Here is a 19,531-nt window from a genome sequence, read left to right as displayed (position 1 = left end):
GAATAGCTGTTGCCCTTTCACAGCGATGGCAAGGGTGGTGAAACCTATCTCACGCTGACGTGTCGAATCACCGGCAGATATTTCAATTTGTTACAGTCGAGGCTATCTCAGAGCGCATGACCGGCAATTTTTCCCTCGGGCCGAGCCCGGCTGAACGACTGAATCGCGCCCGCGCCGATCTGCGCATGGGGCTGCCCGTTTTGCTGTCCGATCACCTCACCGTGGCGGTCGAGACGCTCTCGCCCGAGCGGCTGGCCGCGTTGCGCGCGCTGGGGCCGCTGACGCTGGTCCTGACCGCGCGCCGGGCCGAGACGCTGAAAGCGCGCGTCTATGACGCCGATATCGCGCGGATCGAGGTGCCCGCTGACGCCGATCTGCTCTGGCTGCGCGCGCTCGCCGATCCGGCCGACGATCTGCGCGTGCCGATGAAAGGCCCGCTCAAGGCGCTCCGCGGCGGCGATGCGGACCTCGCCCGCGCCGCGATCAGGCTGGCGAAATCGGCGCAGCTTCTGCCCGCAGCGCTGATGGTCGCAGCGCCCGACCCTGCGCCGACGGATCTGACCACCGTCACCTCCGAGGAGGCGCTCGCCGCTGCCGACATCCCGCAGGCGTTCGCCCCGGTCTCCGCCGCGCGCGTGCCGATGCGCGCCGCCGAAGCCGGTCGGCTGCATATCTTCCGCCCCGACAACGGTGCAGAGGAGCATTACGCGATCGAGATCGGTCGCCCGGATCGCTCCAAACCTGTCCTCGCGCGGCTGCATTCGGCCTGTTTCACCGGCGACGTGCTGGGCTCGCTGAAATGCGATTGCGGCCCGCAGCTGGACGCGGCGCTGACACTGATGGGACATGAGGGCGCGGGCATCCTGCTCTATCTCAATCAGGAAGGGCGCGGGATCGGGCTGGCCAACAAGATGCGCGCCTATTCGCTGCAGGATCAGGGATTCGACACGGTCGAGGCGAACCACCGGCTCGGTTTCGAGGATGACGAGCGCGATTTCCGCATCGGCGCGGCGCTGCTGCGCAAGCTCGGATTTTCGCAGGTGCGGCTGCTGACCAACAACCCTGCCAAGGTGGCGATGCTGGAAGCCAACGGCATCGACGTGACCGAGCGCGTGCCGCTGAAGGTTGGCATGAGCCGCCATAACGAGAACTACCTCGCCACCAAGGCCGCGAAATCGGGGCACATCCTGTGATGCGCCTCACGCCCACCGGCCTGCTGTTTCGCGGCCGCCGCTTCCCGGTCGAGATCGGCCGCGGCGGCGTCAGCGGCAGCAAGCAGGAGGGCGACGGCGCAACCCCCTCTGGGCGGCTGCATATCCTTCGGATGTTCTACCGCGCGGATCGGATCGTCGCGCCTCAGGACTGGGCCGAACCGATCGGCCCGCGCGATCTGTGGTGCGACGCGCCCGGGGATTCGGCCTATAACCAACTGGTCCGCGCCCCCTACCCCGCCTCGCATGAGGCGATGCGGCGCGCAGATCCCCTCTATGACATCGTATTGGTGACCGACTGGAACTATCCAACCGCAGAGGCAGGCAAAGGCTCCGCCATCTTCCTGCATCAGCGCCGCCGCGCGGGCTACCCGACTGCGGGCTGCCTCGCCTTCCGCCGCGATCACCTGATCTGGATCGCACAGCGCATCACACCAGGTGAGCCGCTGGAGATTCCCCTTCGGCTTGGCGGAAATATCCTCCGGGGGTCCGGGGGCGGAAAGCCCCCGGCGCTCAACGCCCGCGACAAAGCTTAGGAATAGTCGCGCGCGCCGAAGATCGCCGAACCCACACGCACATGGGTCGCGCCCGCCGCGATCGCTTTCTCGAAATCGGAACTCATCCCCATCGACAGACCGTCGAGCCCGTTGCGCCCGGCCATCTCGGCCAGCATCGCAAAATGCGGTGCGGGGTCCTCGGATTCGGGAGGAATACACATCAGACCGACGACCGGCAGGTCCTTCCCGCGCATATCCGCGACGAAAGCGTCGAGATCGTCGGGCAGCACGCCCGCCTTTTGCGGCTCGCACCCGGTATTGACCTGAATGAAAAGGTCCGGCGAAGCGCCGCGCGTCTGCGCCAGATTGGCCAGCTTCTTGCCCAGCGAGGGCCGGTCGAGCGTGTGAATCGCCTCGAACAGCTCCACCGCCAGCTTCGCCTTGTTCGATTGCAGCGGTCCGATCATGTGGACCTCACAGCCGGGAAATTCCTCGCGCCAGGCGGGCCACTTGCCCTGCGCTTCCTGCACATAGTTTTCGCCGAATAGCCGATGGCCTTCGCGCAGAACCGCCTCGACCCGCTCGGCGGGCTGAACCTTCGACACGGCGATCAGCTTCACCGATCCCGTCTCGCGCCCTGCCTCTGCTTCCGCTTTCGCGATCCGCGCCTGAATCTCGCTCAGTCCCATATGGCCCTCCCTCGTCAGCGCGCCCAAGAAACACCGAAGGGCCCAAAAAGAAAAGAGCGGGCGCAAGGCCCGCTCTTCCCATCGTTCTGTCCCGAAGGATTAGAACGAGAACGTCACGCCGAGGTCGGCGATCGGGTCGGTGTCGCTGTTGTCGTTGTCAGCGATACCGCCTTTGATCGACGCGCCGCCGCCGAGGTCGTACTCAGCGCCAATGCCGTACCAGGTCACGTCGTCATCCGTGCCGGCCAGAGCGTTGTTGTCCTTCATGTACTGGACGTAGCCGCCAACAGTGGTTGCACCGAAGACCGACGAAGCGCCGATGCCATACCAGTCGACGTCAGCGTCTTGACCACGGTGAGCGATCACGCCTTTGACCGAGGTGTTGCCGAACTGACCGACGCCAGCCAGCGAGACCATGTCGACGTCAACGTCGGTGCCCGAGAGCTGGTTGCGGCCGTTCGAGTACTCGTAGCCCATGCCAACAGTGTAGTTGCCGAAGGTGTAAGCGCCAGCGATGGCGTACTCTTGGGTGACGGAGGTCTCGGTGGTGCCGAGAGCTGCCGCAACGGTGCTGTTGCCGACCGCGACCGGAACGCCGAGACCGCCGATGGTTGCGCCGTTCAGCTTGCCGTCCGACATCGAGGCTGCGACCGAGAACGCACCGAAGGTGCCGGTGTACAGCAGGTTCGGGCCGGTGTTGGCGCAGGCGCTGAGGCCAGCAGTCGAGGCGCAGTCGACATTGCCGCCGTTGTCAGCCGTCAGGTAGCCGATGTCGTTGCCACCGCGACCGTCGAGGTCGGTGTAGCCAACTTCGTAGAAGTCGCCGAACAGAGCTTCCGGAGCGCCGACAACGTCGCCCATCGAGAGCTTGCCGAACGCGCCCGAGATGTAGACCGAAGCCTCGGTGCCGCGGGTAGCACCGATAGCTTGGTCAGCACGGACGGAGCCGCCGAACTCGAGGCCACCGTCGGTGGTGCCCGAAGCGGTGAACGAGACGCGGATGCGGCTGTTGAAGTTCCAGTCGTCGCCATTGTAGACGACACCCATGCGGCCGTCGCCGCCAACCGAGACCTCAGCGGCAGCGATGCCAGCCGAGAACACGAGCGCGGTCGTCGCGAAGAGAACCTTTTTCATCGTTTTCCCTCATTGTCTTACAGGTAACCCCCAACCTGGGGAATCCGAAGTTGGGTATGACGGTGTTTTCTCTCTCCACCCCTTTCATTGCAACTCAAAGCGCCCGCCCGGGTCGAATAGGGCGTTTGATGGTGCAGACATGTCACAGTAACGTCAGCCTACTATTTCGGCTCGCCTCGCACATCGCCTTTCAGTTCCCTTTACACGCGCGTATAGCGGCATCGGCTCGCATTCCCCCGAGGCGCCGGTCGGTCGAAATCCGTGGACAAAGGGGAAAAACCTTGTCGGGCTGGGGGCCATGAGCTAGAGAAAAGGCAATCAATGACGCAGGCCGACGGGGACAGCTTCGCATGACTTCCAGAACCCTTTTGAAACGCACGGCAATTCTGGGCCTGTGCCTCGTGCTCGCAGGCTGCGGCAAGGGTATCTCAAGCGGCAACATCTTTTCGGGTGGCGGCGGGGCTACCGCTTCACAGCGCGAAGCCAATCAGCTCGACCACACGCCCGGCTCGAATGAAGCCGTGATCGACGGCCCGACGCGCCGCGTTCAGAAGAAGTCGACCGTTTGGGACATTTTCGGCGGCAATGGCGATCCGAATATCACCGTCGAAGTGAACAAGTATCTCTGGCAGGCTTCGCTCGAAGTGCTCGATTTCCTGCCGATTCAAGAGGTTGACCCCTTCTCCGGCGTCATCGTGACCGGCTACGGCACCCCGCCGGGTGGCGGCCGCGCCTATAAGGCCACGGTTTACGTTACCGACCCGGCGCTCGATGCGCGTTCGCTCAAGGTGTCGATCCGCACGCAGGGTGGCGCGGTCTCGGCAGATACGCAGCGCGCCGTGGAGAACGCGATTCTCACCCGTGCACGTCAGCTGCGGGTCCGCGACTCGCAACTCTGATTCCCGCACGACGATCGCACGACGCATTCAGATCCCCGCCCGAGCCAGCCTCCGGCGGGGATATTTCTGTCCAAATGAGCGCGGCGGCTGGACCTCGCCCCCAAGGCCAGTGTAGCAAGCTCGCGCAGAATTCGACGTGATGAGGGGCCCGACATGGCACGCTACGAACCGAGCCAGAGCGAGACGAAATGGCAAGAGGCTTGGAACAAGGCGGATCTCTTCGCCGCGCGCCGTGATCCGGCCAAACCGAAATATTACGTCCTCGAGATGTTCCCCTACCCGTCGGGCCGCATCCATATGGGCCACGTGCGCAACTACACGATGGGTGATGTCGTCGCGCGCTATAAGATGGCCAAGGGCTTTTCCGTGCTGCATCCGATGGGCTGGGACGCCTTCGGGATGCCCGCCGAGAACGCCGCGATGGACAATAACGGCCATCCGAAGGACTGGACCTACGGCAACATCGCCGTGATGAAGGACCAGATGAAGCCGCTCGGCCTCTCGATCGACTGGTCGCGCGAATTCGCGACCTGCGACCCGGACTATTACGGCCAGCAGCAGGCGATGTTCATCGACATGCTCGAGGCCGGTCTCGTCTATCGCAAGAACGCGGTGGTGAACTGGGACCCGGTCGACATGACCGTGCTGGCCAATGAGCAGGTGATCGACGGCAAGGGCTGGCGCTCTGGCGCGGAAGTCGAACGCCGCGAGCTGACGCAGTGGTTCTTCAAGATCTCCGACTATGCCGAGGAATTGCTCGACGCGCTCGACAACCTCAAGGACTGGCCCGAGAAGGTGCGCCTGATGCAGGCCAACTGGATCGGCAAGTCGCGCGGTCTGCAATTCGCCTTCTCGACCGTCGATGCGCCGGAAGGCTTCGACCGGCTCGAAGTCTACACCACCCGCCCCGACACGCTGCGCGGCGCGAGCTTCGCGGCGATCTCGCCCGATCATCCGCTTGCTAAGCATCTGGAGCGGCACGATCCCAAAGTCGCGGAATTCGTCGCGAAATGCCGCGCAGGCGGCACGACCGAGGAAGCCATCGAAACCGCCGAGAAGCTGGGGATGGATACCGGCATCAAGGTCCGCCACCCGCTCGACACGAGCTGGGAACTGCCGGTCTATATCGCCAACTTCATCCTGATGGATTACGGCACCGGCGCGATCTTCGGCTGCCCGGCGCATGACGCGCGCGACTTCGAATTCGCGACGAAATACGAGCTGCCGATCACGCCCGTCTTCGAGCCGGTCGAGGGTGACAACCCTGAGGCCGAATACGTTCCGCTGAAATCCGAGAAAGTCCGCTACATCCGTGGTTTCGCGGGCGACGAAGTGCAGACCGGCGAAGAGGGCGTCGCGAGTGCGATCGCCTTCTGCGAGGAAAACGGCATCGGTCAGGGCGTGACCAAGTTCCGCCTGCGCGACTGGGGCCTGAGCCGCCAGCGCTACTGGGGCTGCCCGATCCCGGTCGTGCATTGCGAGACCTGCGGCGTGGTGCCGGAGAAGAAGGAAAACCTCCCCGTCGAGCTGCCCTATGACGAGGACGGCCAGAAGATCGACTTCTCGATTCCCGGCAACCCACTCGATCGTCATCCGAGCTGGCGCGACTGCACCTGCCCGAATTGCGGCGGGCCGGGTCAGCGCGAGACCGACACGATGGATACCTTCGTCGATTCGAGCTGGTATTACGCGCGCTTCACCTCGCCCGGTGCTACCACGCCGACCGATCCGGCCGAGGCCGAGTACTGGATGAACGTCGACCAATATATCGGCGGCATCGAGCACGCGATTCTGCACCTGCTCTATTCGCGCTTCTATGCCCGCGCGATGCACAAGACCGGCCACCTGCCCGCGAAAGCGATCGAGCCCTTCGACGCGCTGTTCACGCAAGGCATGGTGACGCATGAGATCTACCTCACGCGTGACGCCAAGAATCGTCCCGTCTACCACCTCCCGGAAGAGGTCGAAGACGGCAAGCTGAAGGCCACCGGCGAAGCGGTCGAGACCATCCCCTCGGCCAAGATGTCGAAATCGAAGAAGAACGTTGTCGATCCGATGAACATCATCGCCGAGTTCGGGGCCGATACCGCCCGCTTCTTCGTGATGTCCGACAGCCCGCCCGAGCGCGACGTCGAATGGACCGCCGCTGGCGCCGAAGCGACCTCGAAATTCCTCGCCCGCGTGCACCGCATTGCCGACGATATCGCCAATTCGGACGCGCCCGCGAACGAGGCCGAAGATACGGCGCTGCTGAAGGCCACCCATAAGGCGATCGACGAAGTCACCAAGTCGATCGAGGGCTTCACCTTCAACAAGGCGGTCGCCACGCTTTACGGCCTGACCAACACGATGTCGAAGTCGAAGGCCGGGGCCGAGACCAAGCGCGAGGCGATGAAGCTGATGGCGCAGTTGCTGGCGCCGATGGTGCCGCACCTCGCCGAAGAGGTCTGGTCGATGCTGGGCGGCGAGGGCTTCGTGATCGCGGCGCGTTGGCCCGAGGCCGACCCGGCGCTGCTGGTCGAGGATTCGGTGACGCTGCCGATCCAGATCAACGGCAAGCGCCGCGCCGAAATCTCGGTGCCCAAGGACATGCCGAAGGAAGAGGTTGAAAAGCTGGTTCTGGCCGACGAAGCTGTCGTGAAGGCGCTGGCCGGTGGCCAGCCCAAGAAGCTGATCGTTGTGCCGGGGCGGATCGTCAATGTGGTCATCTGACAGACGCGGATTTCTGGGGCTCGCGGGGGCGGCTGGCCTGCTCGCGGGCTGCGGCTTCACCCCGGCCTACGGGCCTCAGGGTGGGGCGGCGAAACTGCTCGAAGGGGTCGAACCGGCCGCGCCCACGACGCGCGACGCCTTCGCCCTCGTCCAGCAGCTGAACGCCCGGTTGGGGGCCTCGCAGGTCACCCGCTACCGGCTCGACTACAAGATCGACACCGAGTCGCTCGGTCAGGGCATCTCGCCCGACAACGCCACGACGCGCTACCAGCTCAACGGCACGGTGGATTACACGCTGCGCGATGCGGCGGATAGTGCCGTGCTGCTGACCGGGCGCGTCACCTCCTTCACCTCGTGGTCCGCGACCGGCACCGTTGTCGCCTCGCAGGCCGCGCAGGAAGACGCGCATCGCCGGTTGATGGTGATCCTCGCCGATCAGATCGTGACGCGACTTCTGTCACAAGCGCCGGGTCTGCCGGAATGAAGCTGACCGGCGTAGCAGCGACCCGCTATTTCGCCAAACCCGAGCCCAAGCGCACCGGCCTGCTGATCTTCGGGGGCGATGCGATGCGCGTGGCCCTGCGGCGTCAGGAAGTCATCGCCGCGCTGATCGGCCCGAAGGGCGAAGAAGAGATGCGCCTGAGCCGGATCGCCGGCGGCGATCTGCGCAAGCAACCCTCGCTACTACTCGATGCGATCAAGGAGGTCGGCTTCTTCCCCGGCCCGCGCGTGGCCTTCGTCGAGGACGCGACGGATGCGGTCTCGGACGCAGTGAAGACCGCGCTCGACGCATGGCGCGAAGGCGATGCGCAGATCGTGATCACCGCAGGCTCGCTCGCCGCGAAATCGAAGCTGCGCAAAGCCTTTGAGGGCCACAACAACGCCTATTCCGTCGGGATTTACGACGACCCTCCAAGCCGCGAGGAGATCGAGGATATCCTGCGCCGCGCCGGTCTGCGCGACATCTCGAACGACGCGATGACCGACCTCGTGGCGCTGTCGCGGGCGCTCGATCCGGGCGATTTCCGCCAGACCGTCGAGAAGATCTCGCTCTACAAATTCGGCGACACCACGCCACTTGGCCCCGCCGACGTGGCCGCCTGCGCGCCCTCTTCGGTCGAGGCGGGCGTCGATGATGTGCTCTCCATCGTGGCCGAGGGCCGCGCGCCCGAGCTTGGCCCGGTGATGCGGCGGCTGGAAAGCCAAGGGGTGCAGCCCGTGCAGCTCGCCATCGCCGCGATGCGCCATTTCCGCGCGCTGCATGCCGCCGCTTCCGACCCGCAGGGCCCCGGTGCAGGCATCGCGCGGATGCGCCCGCCGATCTTCGGCCCGCGCCGCGACCGGATGCAGCGGCAGGCGCAAAGCTGGGGCATGTACAAGCTGGAGACAGCGCTGAAGGAATTGGTCGAGACCGATCTGACGCTGCGCTCCGCCAGCCGCGCGCCGCAAATGGCGGTGATGGAGCGCGCGCTGATGCGGCTCGCGATGCTGGCCCGGCGGTGAGCGCGGCGGCGAAATCCGCGCTCGTCATCGGTGGCGGCCCGGCGGGCCTGATGGCAGCCGAGGAACTGGCGCGGGCCGGCGTCTCCGTCACACTGGCAGAGGCCAAGCCGACGCTGGCGCGCAAATTCCTGATGGCGGGAAAATCCGGGCTGAACCTGACCAGGGACGAGCCGCTCGACGCCTTCCTGTCCCACTATTCCCACCCGCAGATCGCCGCGATCACCCGCGAATTCGGCCCGGAGGCCACGCAGAGTTTCGCCCGCGATCTGGGTGTCGAGCTGTTCACCGGCTCCACCGGCCGGGTCTTCCCGACCGTGATGAAAGCCTCGCCGATGCTGCGCGCCTGGATCGCGCGGCTCGAATCCCTTGGCGTCACGATCCGCACCCGCTGGCGCTGGCAGGGCTTCGACGGCGACGCGCTGATTTTCGACACGCCCGAGGGACGTCAGAGCCTGAGGCCCGATGCCACGGTCCTCGCGCTCGGCGGCGCAAGCTGGCCGCGGCTTGGCTCGGATGCGGCATGGGTGCCGTGGCTGAGCGCAAAAGGCGTGGAGATCGCCCCCTTCGCCCCCGCCAATATGGGGTTCGAGATCGACTGGTCGGCGCATATGACAAACCAGCTTGGCCAGCCTGTGAAAGGTGCTGCGCTGATTACGCCGACGCGGCGCACGCGCGGGGAATTCGTGATCTCGGAGCGCGGGCTCGAAGGCGGCGGCATCTATGAACTCTCCGCCGAATTGCGCGAGGGCGCGCCGCTGAGCCTCGATCTCGCCCCGGATCAAAGCGCCGAAGACCTCGCCGCGCGGCTTGCGAAAATCCCGCCGAAACAGAGCCTGACCAACCGCCTGCGCAAAGGCGCGAAGCTGGACCCGGTGAAGCTCGCGCTCGCGCTGGAATGGGGCCGCCCGCTGCCCAAGGACCCGGCGCAGCTCGCAGCAACGCTGAAATCCCTGCCCGTCCCGCTCGGTTCACCGCGCCCGATCGCCGGGGCGATCTCCAGCGCAGGCGGCATCACGTGGGACAGCCTCACCGACGATCTGGAACTGAATGCCCTGCCCGGCGTCTATGCTGCAGGCGAGATGCTCGATTGGGAAGCACCGACGGGCGGCTATCTGCTGACCGCCTGCCTCGCCTCCGGCCGCCATGCCGGACGCGCCGCCGCGCGACAGCTCGCTTCTTCTTGATAGAAATATCCCGGGGGAGGTCCGTAGGACCGGGGGCGGAGCCCCCTCTTTCCGCATTGCTTGTCGCCCTCCGGCGACGGGGGCAGAGCCCCCTCACCCGTCGCGCATCGCCACCGCCCAGGCCGATCACCGAACGCTCACGCTGCATCCCATCCGCGTGCATCCGCGGGGGTCTCACCCAGTGGTGATGGTGCGTGAGCGGGACTGTCACCAAATTGCCAAACGCCGTTCCTAGCGAGATGCCACGCGCCCCGTAGCTCACGGGGAAGCTGCCATTTGAATGAGGGACTTTAGATGACCGACACGCTCCGCCTCACCGGTGCCGTCAGCGCACTCGCGCTGACTTGCGCCGCCGCGACCGCCCAAGCGGGCACCACCGCCGCCGCCGACACCCAGACCGCCACCCCGATCAAGCATCTCGTGGTGATCTTTCAGGAGAACGTCTCCTTCGACCACTACTTCGCGACCTATCCGAACGCCGCGAACCCCAAGGGCGAGCCGCAATTCACCGCCGCGAAGGACACCCCCAAGGCCGATACGCTCGCAAGCGCCGGTCTGCTGAAGAACAACCCCAACAAGACCAATGCCGCGAATGGCGCGAATGCCGCCGCCCCCTTCCGGCTCGACCGGACGCAGGCCGCGACTGCGGACCAGAACCACGGCTACACCGCCGAGCAGGCCGCGTTCCACGGTGGCAAGATGGATGCCTTCCCGGCCAATACCGGCAAGGGCACCAAGGGCGGCACGGGCGCCTTCGGCACCAAGGGTCAGGTGATGGGCTATTATGACGGCAACACCGTCACCGCGCTGTGGAACTACGCGCAGGCCTACGCGATGAACGACAACGCCTTCTCGAGCACCTTCGGCCCCTCGACGCCGGGCGCGATCAACCTCGTCTCGGGCCAGACCAATGGCGCTGTGCTGCCCAAGGGTTACAAGCTCGCGGCCGATGGCACCTATGACAAGGGTCGCGTCGTGCCCGACGGCAATGGCGGCTGGACGATGATCTCGGATCTCGACCCGACCGGCGATGTCTGCTCGAACCCGAAATACCCGACCACGCTGATGGGAGGCAAGAATATCGGCGATCTGCTGAACGCGAAAAACGTCACTTGGGGCTGGTTCGAGGGCGGCTTCGATCTGACCGCGGTGAACGGCAACGGCACCACCGGCTGCGACCGCTCGTCGCTCTCGCAGGTGACCGGCGAGACCTCGAAGGACTACATCCCCCACCACGAGCCCTTCCAGTATTACAAATCGACCCAGAACCTCGATCACACCCGGCCCGCCTCGGTCGATGCGATCGGCACCTCTGACGATGGCGGCGCGAACCACCAATATGACAGCAAGGATTTCTACGCCGCGCTGAAGAACGGCAACCTGCCGGCGGTGACGTTCCTGAAAGCGTCCGCCTATCAGGACGGTCATGCGGGCTATTCCGACCCGCTCGACGGGCAGGAATTCATCGTCAACGCGGTGAACGCGCTACAACAATCGAAGGACTGGAAGGACACCGCGATCGTCGTGACCTATGACGACTCCGATGGCTGGTATGACCACGCGATGGCGGTGGTGAACGGCTCGAACATCCCGGTCGCGGGCTATGACGTGCTCAATGGCGGCAAATGCGCCAGCGACAAGACGCTGCCCGGTCTCGACGGCAAGCCGGCGCAGGGTCGCTGCGGCTACGGCACCCGCATTCCGATGCTGGTGATCTCGCCCTATGCGAAGAAGAACGCGGTGGATCACACGCTGGTCGATCAATCCTCGGTCACCAAGTTCATCGAGGATAACTGGCTGAACGGGCAGCGCATCAGTCAGGGCTCCTTCGACGCACAGGCGGGCACGCTCAACGGCATGTTCGACTTCTCGAAAGCGGCCAATGGCAAGCTGATCCTCGACCCGGCCACCGGCACCCCGAAGGGCTGAGGCGATGAGATTGCCGAACCTACGATTGATCACTCCCAAGACGATCCGTTCGGCAAAGGGGGCCGCGAGCATCACGCTCGCGGCCTTCCTTTCGGCCGCCTCCGTCGGGGCTGCGTCCGACCCCGCGCCGGATGCGCCCCCACAGGGCGATGCCGATCTGAGCGCCGTGGCCGCGATCGGCAAGGCGCTGTTTTCCGACCCGAACCTGTCAGCCAGTGGCCAGATGAGCTGCGCGAGCTGCCACGACCCGAAAAATCACTTCGCGCCCTCCAATGCCCGCGCAGTGCAGCTTGGCGGGCCACATCTCGACCTGCCCGGGCTGCGCGCGGTGCCCTCGCTCACCTATAAGCGCCAGACGCCACCCTTCACCTTCGGCGTGCTCGATCCGACCTCGGAGGCGGGAGAAGCCGCGCCGCTGGCGGTCGCACAGCGCGGCGCAGGCGCGAAAGAGACCGCAGCGCCAAGCGCCTCCACGCTGCCCGCGCCGCGGAAAACCGCCGGTGCGCCCGCTCCCGCGAGCCCGGTGCCGCGCGGTGGTCTGTTCTGGGACGGGCGCGCGGACACGCTGCAAGAGCAGGCGCTCGCCGTCCTCTTCACCCATTTCGAGATGGCAGAGCCCGACCGCGCAACCCTCGCCGCGACCCTGCGAGCGCGCTACGGCGACCGCTTCGCGCAGCTCTTTGGCGCGTCCGTGCGGGACGACGACAAGATGCTGATCGACGAGGCCGCCTTCGCTCTGTCGCGCTACCAGACCGAGGCGGTGGAATTTCACCCCTATACCAGCAAATACGATGCGGTTCTCGCGGGCGAGGCGCAGCTGTCGCCCGCAGAGGCACGCGGACGGGCACTCTTCGACGATCCGAAGAAAGGCAATTGCGCGGCCTGTCATCTCGACACGCGGTCCGCCGACGGTCGCCCGCCGCAATTCACCGATTACGAATATGAGGCGCTCGGCGTGCCGCGCAACCCGGCGATCCCGGCCAATGCCGATCCGCATTATGTCGATCTCGGCCTGTGCGGCCCGCTGCGCCACGATGCGATTTCGACGCAGCCCGGCAATTGCGGGATGTTCAAGACGCCGAGCCTGCGCAACGTCGCGACCCGGCACGTCTTCTTTCACAACGGCGTCTATACGAGCCTGAAACAGGTGCTGCGCTTCTACGCCAAGCGCGACAGCGACCCGCGCGCGATCTATCCCACACGCGACGGTCAGGTGAAGCGCTTCGACGACCTGCCCACTCGCTATCAGGGAAATATCGATCGCGCCGATGCGCCGTTCGGACGCGCGCCCGAGGATGGCGACGCGCTTACCGAGGCAGATCAGGCGGATATCATCGCCTTCCTGCAAACCCTCACCGACGGCTACTCGCCTTCAGATGAATGACTTGGGTCAAGGCTGATTGCCAGTGCGGAGTGGGGGCTCGCAGGCCGCCCCCTCACCCGTCGCGCATCGCAACCGCGCGCTTATAGGCAGGGCGCGCCCGCATCCGGTCGTGATATTCGCTCAGCCGATGCTCGACGATCGGGAATTTCGCCATCAGCGCCCAGTCGAGGCAATGCGCCAGAATGATATCGGGCACGGTCATTTCCTCGCCCATCACGAACTCACCCTCGCCCATCCGGTGGATCAGCGTGCGCTGCGACCGCTCGAACTCCCAGCGCAGCGAATTCTTTATGCCCGACAGCCGCAATTCCTCGGGCAGGATGAAACTGTGCCGCGCCGCGGTCCAAAGATTCGCGTCGAACTCATCGAGCAGGAATTGCGTCAGACTGTCCTGCCGCGCGCGTTCCAGCGTGCCCGCCTCATGGGTAAATTTCCCATGCGCATCCGCGAGATAGGTGAGAATCGCCGTGGAATCGGTGATCGGCGTGCCGTCGATGACCAGCACCGGCACCTTGCCCGCCGGGTTGAAAGCGACGACATCGTCCGAGCGCGGCGCGGCCCGCACATGCTGATACTCCGCGCCCAGTTCCTCCAGCATCCACAGCACGCGCAGCGTCCGCGAGCCGACCGTTCCGATAACCGTATACATCCTGCCTCCCGTCGAAAGTCGCGACATTGGGCCACGGCTGCGGGGGAGGTTCAAGGGCACCGCACAATCATCTCCGCGCGATTGTGACCCGGACAAGCCCGCGATTGACGCGCTGCAGCATACATGTCGAAATGCGGCCCGCGCGGAAGGGAGATCCGCCGGGAGATGTAAAATGACGCAAGCCAAACTGTTCACGCCGGTTCTGATCGGCGGTGCCGTGATCCTGATGCTGAGCTTCGCCATCCGGGCGAGCTTCGGCGTTTTCCAGATTCCGATCGCCAGCGAGTTCAACTGGCCACGCGCCGAATTCTCGCTCGCCATCGCGGTACAGAACCTCGCCTGGGGGATCGGGCAGCCGATCTTCGGCGCGATTGCCGAGCGCTGGGGCGACCGGCTCGCGATCATCCTCGGCGCGCTGGTCTATGCGCTCGGTCTCGTGCTTTCGGCCTTCGCGATGGAGCCGGGGCAGCATCAGCTTCTGGAAATCCTCGTGGGCTTCGGCATCGCGGGTACGGGCTTCGGCGTGATCCTCGCCGTGGTGGGCCGCGCGACCTCGGACGAGAACCGCTCGCTCTCGCTGGGTATAGCGACGGCGGCAGGCTCGGCCGGGCAGGTCTTCGGCGCCCCGATGGCGGAGCTTCTGCTCGGCCATTTCCCGTGGCAGACGGTCTTCGTGATCTTCGCCGCCGTGATCCTCGCCTCGCTGACCTTCCTGCCGCTGATCCGCGCCTCTGAACGCGCCAGCCGCGAAGAGCTGGCCGAGAGCATGGGCACCGTGCTGACGCGCGCCTTCCGCGATCCGTCCTATACGCTGATCTTCCTCGGCTTCTTCTCCTGCGGCTATCAGTTGGGCTTCATAACGGCGCATTTCCCCGCGATGGTGACCGAGATGTGCGGCGCGGTACCGCCCGGATCGCTGCTGGCCGGGATCGGGATCGAGACGACCTCAGCGCTCGGCGCCGCCGCGATCTCGGTGATCGGCCTCGCGAATATCGCGGGCACGATCTTCGCGGGTTGGGCGGGCAAGCGTTGGTCGAAGAAATACCTTCTGGCGGGGGTGTATCTGCTGCGGACCTTCGTGGCCGGCGCCTTCATCCTGACGCCGATGACGCCCGCGACGGTGCTGATCTTCTCGCTCGCGATGGGGGCGCTGTGGCTCGCGACCGTGCCGCTGACCTCGGGGCTGGTCGCGCATATCTACGGGCTGCGCTACATGGGCACGCTCTACGGAATCGTCTTCTTCTCGCACCAGGTGGGCGCCTTCCTCGGCGTCTGGCTGGGCGGCAAGCTCTACGACATCTACGGCGATTACACGCTGGTCTGGTGGGTCGGCGTGGGCGTCGGCGCATTCTCGGCCATCGTGCACCTGCCGGTGCGCGAGAAACGGGTCGAGCTTCAGCCCGCCTGATCGAGCAGCGCGCGCAGCCCTTCGCGGTAATCCGGGTAGCGGAGCGTGACGCCAAGGTCGCGCTTGATCTTGTCGTTCCGCACCCGCTTGCTTTCGGCATAGAAGCTGCGCGCCATCGGGCTGAGATCTGCCTTCTCGAACGGCACCTCGGGCGGTAGCGGCAGATCGAGCAGCTCAGCCGCATAGGCGATCACGTCCTGCGGCGGGGCGGGATCGTCGTCGCAGACATTATAGACCGCGCCCGGATCGGGATTGTCGATCGAGGCCAGCAGCACCTGCGCGATATCCTCGACATGGATGCGCGAGAAGACCTGCCCCTCCTTGACGATCCGCCGGGCTGTGCCCTGCCGTACCTTCTCGAAGGGTCCGCGCCCGGGTCCGTAGATCCCCGCGAGCCGGAAGATATGCAGCGGCAGGTCATGGGCTGCGGCGAGCGCGCCCCAAGCCGCCTCCGCCTCCACCCGCGCCTGTCCGCGCTTGGTCGAGGGGGTCAGCGGCGTTGCCTCATCGACCCAGCCGCCCGCTTGATCGCCATAGACGCCGACCGTCGAAAGATAGCCGATCCACTCCAGATGCTGCGATGCAGCAATTTCGGAATGCTGCGCAGCGAGAACCGGGTCGCCCTCGGGTCCGGGGGCTACGGAAGTCAGCAAATGCGTCACCTGATCGAGCGGCAGAGGCCCGCCTTCCCAGACCAGCGGCTCCACCCTTTCGCTGCGCAGCATTTCCGCCTTATCTACGCTTCGCGTGGTGCCGATCACCCGCCAGCCGCGCGCCAGAAGAAGCGGCGCAAGCGCACGGGCCGAATAGCCATGTCCGATGGAAAGAAGCGTCGGCATCACGGCCTCCTTTGCGTTTCTGTCATCCGTCATAGGTAGAGGCTGTGTGAAGGCATAACAACGTCTCTTGAACCTTCCCGCACGCAATGACAGGCTTGGACATGGAACAGAAGAACAAGATTAAATCCTGGCCCGAAGCCGCACCGCGATTGATTGCCGTGGCTTCCGGGCGCGAACCCGCCGACCTCGTGATCCGGGGCGGCAAATGGGTCAATGTCCACTCCCGAGAAGTGCTCGACGGCTACGATATCGCCGTGGCCGAAGGGCGCTTTGCCGCCGTGGCCCCCGACCTGTCGGACGCAATCGGACCCGACACCGACGTGATCGAGGCCGAGGGGCGCTACATGGTGCCGGGGCTCTGCGACGCGCATATGCATATCGAGAGCGGCATGCTCACGCCCGCCGAATTCGCCGCCGCGGTGATCCCGCACGGCACGACGAGCATGTTCACCGATCCGCATGAGATCGCGAATGTGCTGGGGCTCGACGGCGTGCGGATGATGCATGACGAGGCGCTGATGCAGCCGGTCAACATCTTCACCCAGATGCCCTCCTGCGCGCCCTCCGCGCCGGGGCTGGAGACCACCGGTTTCGAGATCACCCCCGAGGATGTGGCCGAGGCGATGACATGGCCCGGCATCATCGGTCTGGGCGAGATGATGAACTTCCCCGGCGTGATCAATGCCGACCCGAAGATGCTGGCCGAGATCGCGGCGACGCAGAACGCGCATAAGACCGTGGGCGGGCATTACGCCTCCCCCGATCTGGGCGCGCCGTTCCGCGCCTATGTCGCGGGCGGACCCGCCGACGATCACGAGGGCACCTGCGAGGCCGACGCAATCGCCCGGGTGCGCAACGGGATGCGCTCGATGATGCGGCTCGGCTCGGCTTGGTATGACGTGGAGACGCAGATCACCGCCGTCACCGAGAAGGGTCTCGATCCGCGCAACTTCATCCTGTGCACCGACGACTGCCATTCCGGTACGCTGGTGAATGACGGGCATATGAACCGCGTCTTCCGCCATGCGGTGGAGTGCGGGGCCGATCCTCTGGTCGCGCTGCAGATGTGCACGCTCAACACCGCGACGCATTTCGGGCTGGAGCGCGAACTGGGCTCGATCACCCCGGGCCGCCGGGCCGATGTGATTCTGACCTCGGATCTGGCGACCCTGCCTGTCGAGCAGGTCATCGCGCGGGGCAAGACGGTCGCGAAGGATGGCGAGCTGCTGGTGGACTGCCCGCATTACGACTGGCCCGACAGCGCCCGCAACACGGTGCATCTGGGCAAGACCCTGACGGCAGCGGATTTCGAGATCGCGGCCCCGGAGGGGGCCAACACGGTCACCGCCCGCGTGATCGGCGTCGTCGAGAACCAGGCCCCCACCAAGGCGCTGACGGCGGAGCTGGACGTCGCCGACGGGCTCGCCCAGCCCGACAGCGCCAAGGACATCGCGCAGATTGCACTGGTGGAACGCCATCAGGGCACAGGCGGCGTCACCAACGGCTTCGTCTCGGGCTTCGGCTACAAGGGGCGCATGGCGATGGGCTCTACCGTGGCGCATGACAGCCACCACATGATCGTGGTCGGCACCGACCGCGAGATGATGGCGGCCTGCGCCAATGCGCTTGGCGAGATGGGCGGCGGGGTCTCTGTCTGGAAGGACGGGGAAGAGATCGCCGCCGTGCCGCTGCCGATCGCAGGGCTGATGTCGGACGATCCGGCGCAAACGGTGGCCGCACGCGCCGCCAAGATGGTCGAGGCGATGGCCGCCTGCGGCTGCACTTTGAACAACGCTTACATGCAGCATTCGCTGCTCGCGCTCGTCGTCATTCCCGAGATCCGCATTTCGGATCTGGGCCTCGTCGACGTGACGCGTTTTGAACTGACGGATCTTTTTGAATGAACGAAACACTTGAACTCATCACCCCGGAAACTGCAGCTGCGGAGACCTTTACCGATGCCGCCGAGGCCGTCGCCCGGCTCGAGGCGCTCTATGACGAGGCGACCGCCTTCCTGCTCGAGAAATTCAACGAAACGCTCGAGAGCAAAACCGCGCGGAACCGCTTTCGCGCTTTCTACCCGGAGGTGCGCATCTCCGTCTCCTCGCATATCAAGGCCGATAGCCGCTTGAGCTTCGGCCATGTGGCGCTGCCGGGCACCTACACGGCGACGATCACGCGGCCCGACCTGTTCCGCAACTACCTGACGCAGCAGCTGGGTCTGCTGATCAAGAACCACAATATCCCGGTCACGATCGGCCCCTCCAACACCCCGATCCCGGTGCATTTCGCCGTGGCCGCGCATCCGGAAGTGACGGTGCCGCAGGAAGGCGTGCTCGATTTCAGCCTGCGCGACGTGTTCGACGTGCCGGACCTTGCGGGGATGAACGACGATATCGTCAACGGCATGGCGGGGCCGAACCCGGATGGCTCGGGCCACCTAGCGCCCTTCACCGCGCAGCGGGTGGATTACTCGCTGGCGCGCCTGTCGCATTACACCGCCACCAAGGCCGAGCATTTCCAGAACCACGTCCTGTTCACGAACTACCAGTTCTACGTGGATGAGTTCGAGGCCGTCGCGCGGCGCCTGCTGGGCGAAAAGGACTCGGGCTACACCAGCTTCGTCGCGCCGGGCAATCAAGAGATCACCGACCCGCAGGACGAGATTCCGGGCCTCGCGAAACTGCCGCAGATGCCCGCCTATCACCTCAAGCGTGCGGATGGCGGCGGGATCACGCTAGTCAATATCGGCGTCGGCCCGTCTAATGCGAAGACCGCGACGGACCATATCGCCGTGCTGCGCCCGCATGCCTGGCTGATGGTCGGGCACTGCGCGGGCCTGCGCAATTCGCAGCAGCTGGGCGACTTCGTGCTCGCCCATGCCTATCTACGCGAAGACCATGTGCTCGACGACGATCTGCCCGTCTGGGTACCGATCCCGGCGCTGGCCGAGATCCAGATCGCGCTGCAGGAAGCGGTGGCCGAAGTGACGAAGCTGGAAGGCTACGAGCTGAAGCGGATCATGCGGACCGGCACTGTCGCGACCATCGACAACCGCAACTGGGAGTTGAGAGACCAATCCGGCCCGGTCCATCGCCTGAGCCAGTCGCGCGCGGTTGCGCTCGATATGGAAAGCGCGACGATCGCGGCGAATGGCTTCCGTTTCCGGGTGCCCTACGGCACGCTTCTCTGCGTCTCGGACAAACCGCTGCATGGCGAGCTGAAGCTGCCGGGCATGGCGACCGAATTCTACCGCACGCAAGTGGCGAGCCATTTGCTGATCGGCATCCTCGCGATGGAGAAACTTCGCGAGATGCCTCTGGATCGGATTCACAGCAGGAAATTGCGTAGCTTCGAGGAAACAGCTTTTCTGTGACGTGGGAAAAACCCGCCCATTCTGGGAAAAGGGCTTGCCATGCTCAATAAAAACGTGTGGAACATGGCCCACCAACCGTGCAACGCGGACGAAATTGACCCTGGATTACCGGGGCGG

16 protein-coding genes are annotated in these 19,531 nt (G+C 65.2%); 12 read left to right on the top strand and 4 right to left on the bottom strand.

Features of this window, described 5'->3' with window-relative positions; genetic code table 11:
- The first annotated feature begins 116 nt into the window (after positions 1–116).
- Both ribA and BMI86_RS17665 read left to right on the top strand, forming a co-directional pair.
- Positions 117–1,193, top strand: a complete 1,077-nt coding sequence (ribA, locus tag BMI86_RS17670; protein WP_078542506.1) for a GTP cyclohydrolase II — start codon at positions 117–119, stop codon at positions 1,191–1,193.
- Positions 1,193–1,747, top strand: a complete 555-nt coding sequence (locus tag BMI86_RS17665) for a L,D-transpeptidase family protein (protein ID WP_078542505.1) — start codon at positions 1,193–1,195, stop codon at positions 1,745–1,747. The genes ribA and BMI86_RS17665 overlap by 1 nt, the downstream gene beginning before the upstream one ends.
- On the opposite strand, the gene BMI86_RS17660 is transcribed toward BMI86_RS17665, so the two are convergent.
- Both BMI86_RS17660 and BMI86_RS17655 read right to left on the bottom strand, forming a co-directional pair.
- A complete protein-coding gene (locus BMI86_RS17660) occupies positions 1,744–2,397 on the bottom strand; it encodes a YggS family pyridoxal phosphate-dependent enzyme (protein ID WP_078542504.1) in 654 nt (217 codons plus the stop codon). The two genes, BMI86_RS17665 and BMI86_RS17660, sit on opposite strands and share 4 nt — an antisense overlap.
- 99 nt (positions 2,398–2,496) lie before the next feature.
- Positions 2,497–3,531 (bottom strand): porin, encoded by a 1,035-nt coding sequence (locus BMI86_RS17655; RefSeq protein WP_078542503.1) that lies wholly within the window; start codon positions 3,529–3,531, stop codon positions 2,497–2,499.
- Positions 3,532–3,881: 350 nt separating this feature from the next.
- Here BMI86_RS17655 and BMI86_RS17650 point away from each other — a divergent pair, with 350 nt between their 5' ends.
- The 7 genes from BMI86_RS17650 (at position 3,882) to BMI86_RS17620 (ending at position 13,142) form a co-directional block, all read left to right on the top strand.
- Entirely contained in the window at positions 3,882–4,430 is a 549-nt protein-coding gene (locus BMI86_RS17650; RefSeq protein WP_078542502.1) for a DUF3576 domain-containing protein, read from the top strand.
- A gap of 153 nt (positions 4,431–4,583) precedes the next feature.
- Positions 4,584–7,142, top strand: a complete 2,559-nt coding sequence (leuS, locus tag BMI86_RS17645) for a leucine--tRNA ligase (protein WP_078542501.1) — start codon at positions 4,584–4,586, stop codon at positions 7,140–7,142.
- Positions 7,129–7,626 carry an LPS assembly lipoprotein LptE gene (gene lptE / locus BMI86_RS17640; protein WP_078542500.1) on the top strand — a complete coding sequence of 166 codons (498 nt, stop codon included), beginning with the start codon at positions 7,129–7,131 and terminating at the stop codon, positions 7,624–7,626. Before leuS ends, lptE begins: the two co-directional genes overlap by 14 nt.
- Positions 7,623–8,645, top strand: a complete 1,023-nt coding sequence (gene holA, locus BMI86_RS17635) for a DNA polymerase III subunit delta (RefSeq protein ID WP_078542499.1) — start codon at positions 7,623–7,625, stop codon at positions 8,643–8,645. The genes lptE and holA overlap by 4 nt, the downstream gene beginning before the upstream one ends.
- The gene (locus BMI86_RS17630; RefSeq protein ID WP_281480122.1) at positions 8,642–9,829 is read left to right on the top strand and encodes a TIGR03862 family flavoprotein; all 1,188 of its coding nucleotides are present in this window, start codon (positions 8,642–8,644) and stop codon (positions 9,827–9,829) included. The genes holA and BMI86_RS17630 overlap by 4 nt, the downstream gene beginning before the upstream one ends.
- A 294-nt stretch (positions 9,830–10,123) precedes the next feature.
- Complete coding sequence (locus BMI86_RS17625) at positions 10,124–11,758, top strand: alkaline phosphatase family protein (protein ID WP_078542498.1); 1,635 nt, start codon at positions 10,124–10,126, stop codon at positions 11,756–11,758.
- A gap of 25 nt (positions 11,759–11,783) precedes the next feature.
- Positions 11,784–13,142, top strand: a complete 1,359-nt coding sequence (locus tag BMI86_RS17620; RefSeq protein WP_210402737.1) for a cytochrome c peroxidase — start codon at positions 11,784–11,786, stop codon at positions 13,140–13,142.
- Between the two features lie 52 nt (positions 13,143–13,194).
- Here BMI86_RS17620 and BMI86_RS17615 read toward each other — a convergent pair whose 3' ends face one another.
- The gene (locus tag BMI86_RS17615) at positions 13,195–13,791 is read right to left on the bottom strand and encodes a glutathione S-transferase family protein (RefSeq protein WP_078542496.1); all 597 of its coding nucleotides are present in this window, start codon (positions 13,789–13,791) and stop codon (positions 13,195–13,197) included.
- Between the two features lie 172 nt (positions 13,792–13,963).
- On the opposite strand from BMI86_RS17615, the gene BMI86_RS17610 reads away from it, so the two are divergent.
- Positions 13,964–15,199, top strand: a complete 1,236-nt coding sequence (locus BMI86_RS17610; protein ID WP_078542495.1) for an MFS transporter — start codon at positions 13,964–13,966, stop codon at positions 15,197–15,199.
- Here the strand turns inward: BMI86_RS17610 and BMI86_RS17605 are convergent.
- On the bottom strand, positions 15,187–16,038 hold the full coding sequence (locus BMI86_RS17605; protein ID WP_078542494.1) for an SDR family oxidoreductase: 852 nt from the start codon (positions 16,036–16,038) through the stop codon (positions 15,187–15,189). The genes BMI86_RS17610 and BMI86_RS17605 overlap by 13 nt on opposite strands.
- Positions 16,039–16,139: 101 nt before the next feature.
- Between BMI86_RS17605 and ade the strand changes: the two genes are divergently transcribed.
- Positions 16,140–17,942 (top strand): adenine deaminase, encoded by a 1,803-nt coding sequence (ade, locus tag BMI86_RS17600; RefSeq protein ID WP_078542493.1) that lies wholly within the window; start codon positions 16,140–16,142, stop codon positions 17,940–17,942.
- Positions 17,939–19,414, top strand: a complete 1,476-nt coding sequence (locus BMI86_RS17595; RefSeq protein ID WP_078542492.1) for an AMP nucleosidase — start codon at positions 17,939–17,941, stop codon at positions 19,412–19,414. The genes ade and BMI86_RS17595 overlap by 4 nt, the downstream gene beginning before the upstream one ends.
- Positions 19,415–19,531: the final 117 nt, after the last annotated feature.

The organism is Thioclava sp. DLFJ5-1 (assembly GCF_002020115.1).
Lineage (GTDB): Bacteria > Pseudomonadota > Alphaproteobacteria > Rhodobacterales > Rhodobacteraceae > Thioclava > Thioclava sediminum.
This window is presented reverse-complemented; position numbering and strand designations above follow the sequence as displayed.

Bases quoted from the DNA above. Each gene is read 5' to 3' on its own strand.
- ribA (WP_078542506.1), top strand. From the start codon at position 117: ATGACCGGCAATTTTTCCCTCGGGCCGAGCCCGGCTGAACGACTGAAT.
- BMI86_RS17665 (WP_078542505.1), top strand. From the start codon at position 1,193: ATGCGCCTCACGCCCACCGGCCTGCTGTTTCGCGGCCGCCGCTTCCCG.
- BMI86_RS17660 (WP_078542504.1), bottom strand. From the start codon at position 2,397: ATGGGACTGAGCGAGATTCAGGCGCGGATCGCGAAAGCGGAAGCAGAG.
- BMI86_RS17655 (WP_078542503.1), bottom strand. From the start codon at position 3,531: ATGAAAAAGGTTCTCTTCGCGACGACCGCGCTCGTGTTCTCGGCTGGC.
- BMI86_RS17650 (WP_078542502.1), top strand. From the start codon at position 3,882: ATGACTTCCAGAACCCTTTTGAAACGCACGGCAATTCTGGGCCTGTGC.
- leuS (WP_078542501.1), top strand. From the start codon at position 4,584: ATGGCACGCTACGAACCGAGCCAGAGCGAGACGAAATGGCAAGAGGCT.
- lptE (WP_078542500.1), top strand. From the start codon at position 7,129: ATGTGGTCATCTGACAGACGCGGATTTCTGGGGCTCGCGGGGGCGGCT.
- holA (WP_078542499.1), top strand. From the start codon at position 7,623: ATGAAGCTGACCGGCGTAGCAGCGACCCGCTATTTCGCCAAACCCGAG.
- BMI86_RS17625 (WP_078542498.1), top strand. From the start codon at position 10,124: ATGACCGACACGCTCCGCCTCACCGGTGCCGTCAGCGCACTCGCGCTG.
- BMI86_RS17615 (WP_078542496.1), bottom strand. From the start codon at position 13,791: ATGTATACGGTTATCGGAACGGTCGGCTCGCGGACGCTGCGCGTGCTG.
- BMI86_RS17610 (WP_078542495.1), top strand. From the start codon at position 13,964: ATGACGCAAGCCAAACTGTTCACGCCGGTTCTGATCGGCGGTGCCGTG.
- BMI86_RS17605 (WP_078542494.1), bottom strand. From the start codon at position 16,038: ATGCCGACGCTTCTTTCCATCGGACATGGCTATTCGGCCCGTGCGCTT.
- ade (WP_078542493.1), top strand. From the start codon at position 16,140: ATGGAACAGAAGAACAAGATTAAATCCTGGCCCGAAGCCGCACCGCGA.
- BMI86_RS17595 (WP_078542492.1), top strand. From the start codon at position 17,939: ATGAACGAAACACTTGAACTCATCACCCCGGAAACTGCAGCTGCGGAG.